General features: G+C 38.1%; 15 protein-coding genes. 14 read left to right on the forward strand and 1 reads right to left on the reverse strand.

Annotated elements, in window-relative coordinates:
* From RFH42_RS16575 to RFH42_RS16625, 11 genes are all read left to right on the forward strand, one after another.
* Window positions 1-691, forward strand: a 691-nt coding sequence (locus RFH42_RS16575; protein WP_308977034.1) for an ATP-binding protein, incomplete at its 5' end; no start/stop codon positions are given.
* On the forward strand, window positions 661-981 hold the full coding sequence (locus RFH42_RS16580) for a hypothetical protein (protein ID WP_308977036.1): 321 nt from the start codon (window positions 661-663) through the stop codon (window positions 979-981). The genes RFH42_RS16575 and RFH42_RS16580, both read left to right, overlap by 31 nt.
* A complete protein-coding gene (locus RFH42_RS16585) occupies window positions 978-1,184 on the forward strand; it encodes a hypothetical protein (protein ID WP_308977037.1) in 207 nt (68 codons plus the stop codon). Before RFH42_RS16580 ends, RFH42_RS16585 begins: the two co-directional genes overlap by 4 nt.
* A gap of 241 nt (window positions 1,185-1,425) precedes the next feature.
* Window positions 1,426-1,698, forward strand: coding sequence for a hypothetical protein (locus RFH42_RS16590; RefSeq protein ID WP_308977039.1), 273 nt, complete (start codon window positions 1,426-1,428; stop codon window positions 1,696-1,698).
* On the forward strand, window positions 1,695-2,012 hold the full coding sequence (locus tag RFH42_RS16595; protein ID WP_308977040.1) for a hypothetical protein: 318 nt from the start codon (window positions 1,695-1,697) through the stop codon (window positions 2,010-2,012). The genes RFH42_RS16590 and RFH42_RS16595 overlap by 4 nt, the downstream gene beginning before the upstream one ends.
* Window positions 2,009-2,278, forward strand: a complete 270-nt coding sequence (locus RFH42_RS16600) for a hypothetical protein (RefSeq protein ID WP_308977042.1) — start codon at window positions 2,009-2,011, stop codon at window positions 2,276-2,278. Before RFH42_RS16595 ends, RFH42_RS16600 begins: the two co-directional genes overlap by 4 nt.
* A 94-nt stretch (window positions 2,279-2,372) precedes the next feature.
* Complete coding sequence (locus RFH42_RS16605; RefSeq protein WP_308977043.1) at window positions 2,373-2,774, forward strand: DUF559 domain-containing protein; 402 nt, start codon at window positions 2,373-2,375, stop codon at window positions 2,772-2,774.
* The gene (locus RFH42_RS16610) at window positions 2,767-2,928 is read left to right on the forward strand and encodes a hypothetical protein (RefSeq protein WP_308977044.1); all 162 of its coding nucleotides are present in this window, start codon (window positions 2,767-2,769) and stop codon (window positions 2,926-2,928) included. Before RFH42_RS16605 ends, RFH42_RS16610 begins: the two co-directional genes overlap by 8 nt.
* Before the next feature lie 11 nt (window positions 2,929-2,939).
* Complete coding sequence (locus RFH42_RS16615) at window positions 2,940-3,392, forward strand: hypothetical protein (RefSeq protein WP_308977045.1); 453 nt, start codon at window positions 2,940-2,942, stop codon at window positions 3,390-3,392.
* 663 nt (window positions 3,393-4,055) lie between these two features.
* Window positions 4,056-4,259: a hypothetical protein gene (locus tag RFH42_RS16620; protein ID WP_308977046.1), complete on the forward strand. Its 204-nt coding sequence runs from the start codon at window positions 4,056-4,058 to the stop codon at window positions 4,257-4,259.
* A 1,394-nt stretch (window positions 4,260-5,653) separates the two neighbouring features.
* On the forward strand, window positions 5,654-5,845 hold the full coding sequence (locus tag RFH42_RS16625; RefSeq protein WP_308977048.1) for a hypothetical protein: 192 nt from the start codon (window positions 5,654-5,656) through the stop codon (window positions 5,843-5,845).
* Here RFH42_RS16625 and RFH42_RS16630 read toward each other — a convergent pair.
* Window positions 5,832-6,116: a hypothetical protein gene (locus RFH42_RS16630; RefSeq protein WP_308977049.1), complete on the reverse strand. Its 285-nt coding sequence runs from the start codon at window positions 6,114-6,116 to the stop codon at window positions 5,832-5,834. The two genes, RFH42_RS16625 and RFH42_RS16630, sit on opposite strands and share 14 nt — an antisense overlap.
* A gap of 162 nt (window positions 6,117-6,278) precedes the next feature.
* Here RFH42_RS16630 and RFH42_RS16635 point away from each other — a divergent pair, with 162 nt between their 5' ends.
* The 3 genes from RFH42_RS16635 to RFH42_RS16645 all read left to right on the forward strand — a co-directional run.
* Window positions 6,279-6,707: a hypothetical protein gene (locus RFH42_RS16635; protein ID WP_308977050.1), complete on the forward strand. Its 429-nt coding sequence runs from the start codon at window positions 6,279-6,281 to the stop codon at window positions 6,705-6,707.
* A complete protein-coding gene (locus RFH42_RS16640; RefSeq protein ID WP_308977051.1) occupies window positions 6,676-7,317 on the forward strand; it encodes a putative metallopeptidase in 642 nt (213 codons plus the stop codon). The genes RFH42_RS16635 and RFH42_RS16640 overlap by 32 nt, the downstream gene beginning before the upstream one ends.
* Window positions 7,318-7,375: 58 nt before the next feature.
* Window positions 7,376-7,755: DUF2280 domain-containing protein (locus RFH42_RS16645; protein WP_308977053.1), on the forward strand; the 380-nt coding region annotated here is incomplete at its 3' end.

The following is a 7,755-nucleotide window of genomic DNA, read 5'->3' on the forward strand; positions in this document are numbered from 1 at the left end:
CTCAACACACATGCAAAACAAGATTTCTTTTCATGGTCGCACGTTCTGCAAACAATGCAGTCTTGAAGCTTTAGAGCGTGGTAATGAAGAACACAAACATGCTGTAAACATCAAGGTTCGTGAAAATCATTTCAAAGGTGCTCAGTTACCGAGTCGTCATGAAAACTGTGGGTTTGGCAATTACGTCACTGAAAACAATGGGCAGTTAGAAGCTAAACAGAACTGTGCCAAGTTCACTAAAGATTTCTTGGCAGGCATGAATCGCAATCTAATCATGATTGGTCGCCCTGGTACTGGAAAAACTCACTTAGCATGCGCCGTGGCTAGAAATCTATTGGATCAACGCAAGTACGTTCGCTACATCACTTCTGAGGATATGGCTAATGAGATAGCCAATGCTTGGAAAAAGGCGGATGACAGTGAAACTAATGCGATTTATCGATTCACAGATACCGACTTACTGATTCTTGATGAATATGGCTTGCATGACCAACACGAAAGCCGCTTGCAGTTAGTACACAAGGTTTTATACGCACGTTATGACGAGAAAAAGCCAACGATGCTTATTTCGAACTTTGGGCTAGATGATCTTAAAGAGAATTTAGGCGACCGTCTCTGGTCTCGCTTTCAACATGATGGGTTGACGGTGGTTGAGTGCAATTGGGCAGATCAAAGGGTGGGTGCGGCATGAGCATAACAATTGACAATGTTCTTGATTTTGTTCGGACAGCGACTGGTTCAGACCTGAGTGAAATTGCAGACGCAATGATGGAAGCAGGCTATGAATACGAGTGCTACGAATGTGAAGTACATGAGTGTGAGGAATGCAATTGTGCCGATGAGATCAACGAGGAAAAAGAAAACTTTATTCGTCATTTAGCACAGCGTCTCAATCAATTTGGCTTGGACGACATGCTTTCTGAGTTGGAAACAGAAGCAGGCGAATTTGGTGTGTACATCAAGTTGAGGGCATCGGCATGAAGAAGACAGTTAGGGATAAAAACACAATTGATTGGTGTGAAGAATTGGAGGGATTGAAATATGCCCCCCTAATTAAGCATGGCACGGTTCACGCTTATAACAAGCACAAGTGTCGTTGTGAGTTTTGCAAGGAAGCAAAGGCGATTAGCAATCAACGTGCGGCATTGAAAGCCAAAATGAAAAGTCAGGCGGTGGCAGCATGACAAATAAGCTTCCTAAATACATCGAGACTGAACTCGGAAAAGAAAAGCTTTGCATTCACTGTGGTGAATATTGGCCACTTGATAGTGAGTTTTATTTTACGTACCGCAACAAGAATCGACCTGAAAAAATTTACTACGAGGCAGCATGTAAGTGCTGTTATGACCTGCGTTATAGACCAAACAGAATTAAAAACAAGGGCATTAATTCTGTTAAGTCATATCACGAAAAGGATGCCGCAGCATGAAAGCGAATGAGTTCAAGGTTGGTGATTTGGTTGTCATGGTTGATGCAAGTGACTATGACACTGTTTTTGAGGTTGTTGGTAGAACGCTTCGGATGTATCAGCTCAAGGGTGATGATGATTTGTTTTATGGTCGTTTACCTATTCAAATCCGCCCAGCCACACCAGAAGAGACCAAAGCCAATCGTCGTTTAATTCCCTCGAATACGATGGAATTAGAAGAATTAGACATGGTGGATGTACCACCTACAGCAATAGTGGTGGATCTATGAAAGCGAACGAGTTTGTTAAAGAGCTTGGGATTGAAGAAGCGCAGTTTCTTATTGATGAATGGGATGGAGAAGCTACTAATTGGTCACTTGAAACTGGATTTGTTTTTGTTGGTAAAAGTGTCGATACACACATGCTTTGTATTGAGACATTAAAACGCCTCGTTGAGTCGCATGATTTGGTTGAATCACTAGGCGGACTAGAGAAAGCAAAAGAGTTGTTAGTCGAGGTTGCCAATCGTGACCACAGGTATGCCCAAGACTTTGAAAAACCAGCATTAGAGAAAGCCATCGCAGACGTGGAGGCTTGTCAGTGAAATCAATCCGCCTAACTCCAGAAGAACGCCAGTTTATTTTAGCGAGACGAGAAAATATTGCCCAAAAGCTTGCTTTAGAAAATTTTCAAGAGAAAGCACTAGATGTGGCAAACCGTTGGGTTAAGTGGTCAAAAAAGAATGGTGAGGGTCTGAGCTTTTCTACATTCGTTAATAGCTTCAATTATCAGGATGGTGATGGAGAGCAAATATATGCTGCTGTTCAAGTAATTCTTGGGGCTGTTTACAAGGTTGGGTGGAACCCATGACTCCTAACCAGTTCCTGATCTTATTTATCCTGCTCATCGTTATCGCCGTGTTTGCATCATCACAGCAGAGTGTGCATCACGCACTAGGTTATTTATGAGCAGTATGACGATCGCTGAATACCAGCAGCTTGTTAAGAAAAAGACCGTAAGACGTAAGCGTCCTGCGGTCAAAACTCAAAAGGTAGTGAGCGAAGGTGAGGCAACACTAGCTCAGCATCTAAAAGTTCATGGGATTAGTTTTGAGACAGAGTTTAAGTTTCACCAGGATAGAAAATGGAGAGCTGATTTTTATTTAACTGGGACAAAGCTGTTGATCGAGGTTGAGGGCGGTATTTGGAGTAATGGAAGGCATACAAGAGGCAGAGGGTATCAAGCAGATATAGAGAAGTATAACGCGGCAGCAATGTTGGGTTATACGGTGCTGAGGTTTAGCACGGCGGATGTGAAGAGTGGTAGGGCGATAGAGCAGATTAAGGGGATGGTGAGTGATGCGTAAGAAAAAAGATAAGTCATGGCTGTATGTGGTGTTGTTCATGATCTTTGTTGTTGTGGCTTTAGCACTTAATACATTCAACACAATACAGGTCTGTAAAACACAAGATGTCTTTTGGGTAAGTGGTACACAGTACACGTGTAAATGGTTTAAGTGATGGTGAACAGAATGAATGCGACAGTAGAAAGAAAACATTTTTCAGTGGCAATTAATTGGGCAGAAAAACCTATTGAATGGCATCTTGAGCAATATGGATCATGGCTGTTGCTGGACGATCTGCATATAGGCAGCTTGGGTGCTTCGAGCGTGTTAGGTCATTTGATTGATACAGCTAATGGTGTCTGTGTTGATAATCGAGAAAGAGTACCACCATTATGCAAGATCAATGATTCACACGCTGATGCTGTGAGCGATATGCTTGAAGACTTAATGAAAATTGAAAATGAAAAAGTTAAGAAATGGCTCAAGGTTGTAGTAATGTTTTATGTTGAATTTAAGTCAGAAGCGACAATTGCTAAAAAGCTTGGTGTATCTGAATACTCAGTAACACGAGATAAAATGCTTGGAATGGTTCGGTTGGCAACCAAGTATAAATTTAGAAGCCGAATTATTGGCGCTTGAAAGTCAGGGTGCATTGTGTCATATTTCAGGTACAGTGACCGAAGTATGAGTAATTCACTGGATAGGCCTCGCATTTGCGGGGTTTTGTTTTAATAGAAATAGCTAATTGATTTTAAATAGTTAATATATTAACATTTTTATGTGAGGCTAATCCTAGCGCCTCACAGGATGTATACCGACATCCAAAACCATTTATAAGCCCAGTGTACGCATCTGGGCTTTTTTTTGCCTAGAGGAAAGGGGTAGTTATGGGGAGTCGCTGGCATAAAACACAAGAAAACAATATGTGTCCTGATGTTGAGGCGGCTCCATGTCCTTGGTGTGGGGTAAATTCAGTTGTAGTTGATTCGATGAGATTTATTCATGAAAATTTGAGCATTTGGATGGCATAAGCTAGTTGCCATGAGTGTGGCGCTCAGTCACCAAATACAGGATTTCCTAAATGGTCAGATCACCTACAACATGAAGATTACTTATATTTAAATGATGAAAGCGAACGTGAAGTTGTGAACTTTGCAGTAATGATTTGGAATCAGAGAGTTTGATTTGTGTTTTTAATGAGGATTTAATTATGGGAAGGAACAATCATAAACATATTGAGCAATTGATATAATCCAAATAAGCTGATAACTTATTTTTTTATAAAAATTTAAAGAGAAAGTTATGTTGGTACAAATAAAAGATGGACTTTTTGTTAATACAGATTTTATAGTATCAGTTCGAAAGTTTGAGTATGAGGATAGTAATGAGGTTCGAGTTGTTATTGATACTCTACCATCCTCAAATAGCAGATGTTCTTCATTCATCGTTGAAACAGCTAGTGAAGCTGAAGCTAATAAACTGATTGAAAGTTTAAATATGTTTTAATCTCTAGATTATCGGTCGTAGAACTAGGGATAAAGTTTTATGACAATTAATTATCTGAAAATTGGGTTTGATTTCAGTTAGCCCTCAATGTGTTGTATATCAACTTATAATGTGTTGTAATGGTTAGGTGAGTAGAACTGTTCACATGGATGATACCCTGTCATCCAAAAACCACTTACAGCCTAGTGTACGCATTTAGGCTGTTTTTTTTGTGCCTTTTATTAACTATGGCGCTGTACTTTGTAATTTAATTAATTGATATATAATAATTGAAATGGTACACTTATGGAGTGAGTTAATCACTAGTTATGCTCACATGGATGTCATACCATCCACACATTTACAGTCCAGAATACACCATCTGGGCTTTTTTTATGGAATGATTATTTTCTAGGCTTTGATTTAGGTTGATTTGTGGTGTTAAACGATTTGTTATGAATGTAATAAATTTAAGGTTTTAGGGTAATGCTGTATGATACAGCCCAATTAATGAGGGAGATTAATATTTTCCTTGATACATCTATGATAATATGCTAATTATCTAAAGATAATCAACACTATCTTAGTGGTTAGCTAGTACTATTTTGATTGTGGATTATATGTGCATCACTTACTTTGGTTAAGTGAATAATAGTCAGACTTACTTTGCGATTCAGTAAGTCTGGCTTTTTTTATATTCATAAATATAGGTAATATTTAATCAAAATTTTTTATATAACGTTCAGTTTTTTTAAATTTTTAATTTAATTATCTTTAAAAATAAAATAAAATTTCATAAAAGAGACTACTTTTAAGGACAGAGTATTGCTATTTTTTCTTATTTTTCAATTGGTTGCGGTCTTATTGCTGATTGTGTTTGTGATATATTATTTTAGCAAAAGGTAGTAAAAATTAGTTAATCTATATTTGATTGGCCATATTTCATTAAGCTTAGGTATATCTAGGTTGTTTAATTTTAGCTACATATTTTTAACATTAAAAATAAAGAAAGCCATGTGATAAGAGTAGTGATGGGTATAGTATTTTAACTTTAAGGTTTAAAGGTGTTTGCAATCAATGGATATATGTATTGGCGGACCATGGCATGGAAGCATCGTTTTAAAATGCAAGACTCGGAAAGAGCAATTTAGAGTAAAAAATTCACTAGGTCAGTCAATTTTATATGAGAGAAGACCAATGATGATTGGGAGTAGAAACTTAAATTTTTGGCTTGATTCAAGTTTATCCAATGATCAGATAAATAAGTTATTGGTAATTGTAATACAGAAATATGGCAATAGTACTTAAGATATGCTAGTTGTTATTTAGGTTGCTTACTGCAATATATGAAATAAATATCCATCTTTAAGGTGGTTTTTTAATGCCCAAATTTTAATTGTTAGATGAAATACAATATGGATGATGTTGTGGAATATAAAGATAGTCGTGTAGTCGTCGAAATTAATGGTGAGATTCAATATTCTTGTTTCGATAAGGATGGTGGAAGGGGTGGGGTTGCATCATTGGATACTAATGTATTAAAACATGTAGAAGCTCAACTGCAAGAATCGCTTCTACATATAAAAGAGTTAATTAACCCAAAGTAAGCTCTTTATTTATGTTTTTTAATACATCATTCCAGCTAAGTGATTTTAAAAATGGGTGCCATAGTCGAGGTGCAATAAATCTCATTTGTCTACCATGTAGCCATACTGGTACAACAGTCCCAACTAGCCCAGCATTTGTGGCGCAAAATTGTAATGAATTAGTAATTCTCAACTGTTGATTACTTGTTTTATACTCAAAATTACTCTCCATTGGGATAATAATAACACTTTGTCCCTGCTGTTTAATGTGGGCAATTTTAAACTTATTCACTATAAACTCCTTGTTTGGTGATGATGTAAACCATTGAGCAGTATTATTGATTACCATTAATTTAAATTGAGACAAAGTGATTGATGATTGTTTTAATTGATTTAATTGTATCAATTTAAAACGATTATTGTGTTTTTATGGAATTAAACGCCGTGGATAATCATGGACATTCAAAAATACAAAGCCCTAACCAATAAGAAGCCCATCAAAACAAAACCAAGAACTAGGCCGCTACCTAAGGCTAAGCAATCCTACTTGGATGCATTTGAGCGATTAAAAGAAATCCTTGATCGCATGGAAATTAAATACGAAGAGTATTTTCACTTCAAAAGCACTAAGCATTGGCGTTTTGACTTTCACCTTGTTGAATATCGAATGTTGATTGAAATTGCTGGCGGCCCATGGTCTGGCGGAAGAAAGGGCAAACTTGCGACTAAGGCCTGGAGTATGGACCGTTACGATCATGCTGAGGATATGGGTTATCGATTTCAGCAATTCTTACCTGCTGATGTAGATATGGGGCGTGCAACTGCTTGGCTTAGAAATTTAAAGGTATCTTATGGACCAAATCAGACCATTTCCACCGACTGACTTTATCGATCAGGCGGAGGAAGAAGAATCTATTCGCCTAGTGCCCGCCGTGGATCTAAAAGAATGGGTAGTAAATAACTTTTTAACTTTAGGTGGTGCTCTACATAATCCAGACCATGACCACATTGCCGAGCTATTACATGATGATGAAACGGTTTTAGCCTTTGCTTGGGCATCTTCTGCAATGACAGCTAAAAAGCGTATGGTATTGGGCCAATGTGAAAAAGTGATGTTTAACCAGGGCGGATGGAAGAAAGCTCGACAAGAGCAACAGATGCGAGATTGGTTCGGTTTTGTGCCAGTCTATTTAATTACCATTGATGCATCATTCTGTGAACAAGCGACTGACCGTGATTTCTGTGCTTTGATTGAGCATGAGCTTTATCACATCGGTGTAGAACGTGACGAAGATGGTGAAACTATTTATAGCGATCATACAGGTCTACCTAAACATTATTTAGCAGGCCACGACGTTGAAGAATTTATCGGTGTGGTCAAACGATGGGGAGCAAGCGAAAGTGTTAAACGACTTGTTGAGGTCGCACAGAATCCTCCGTTTGTACCTGATTTGGATGTAGCAAAGTGCTGCGGAAACTGTGTAATCAATTGAGCCGAAAGGCTCTTTTTTTTGCCAGTCTTCCTTGATGAGCCTTGATGGATTTTGATTTATGGCAAAGCTAAGAAAAGCCGAGCAACTCTATATAGTTCGGTCACTTGCGCAGTTCATGACACCCACTGAGGTGGTAAAGGACATCAAGGAAAAATTCAACATTGATGTATCTCCTCAACAGGTTGAAGGATATGACCCCACCAAGGTGGCAGGTCGAGATTTAAGACAAGAGTTTAGGGATGAATTTGAACAGGCACGGGAAGAGTATCTACGGCAACCCATTCACAATATCAGCGGTGCAAACGATATTGTTCAGTTGAAGATTTTGAGTGACTTACTCTTTCAGAAAAAAACCAATGTGCCAATGACGATCAAGCTCATCGATCAGATGCAAAAAATTGTGAAAGGCTTTTATGAAAAAAGAATTGAAATCACTGG

This window comes from Acinetobacter rudis (assembly GCF_031157835.1).
In the GTDB taxonomy this organism is placed as follows: domain Bacteria; phylum Pseudomonadota; class Gammaproteobacteria; order Pseudomonadales; family Moraxellaceae; genus Acinetobacter; species Acinetobacter rudis_A.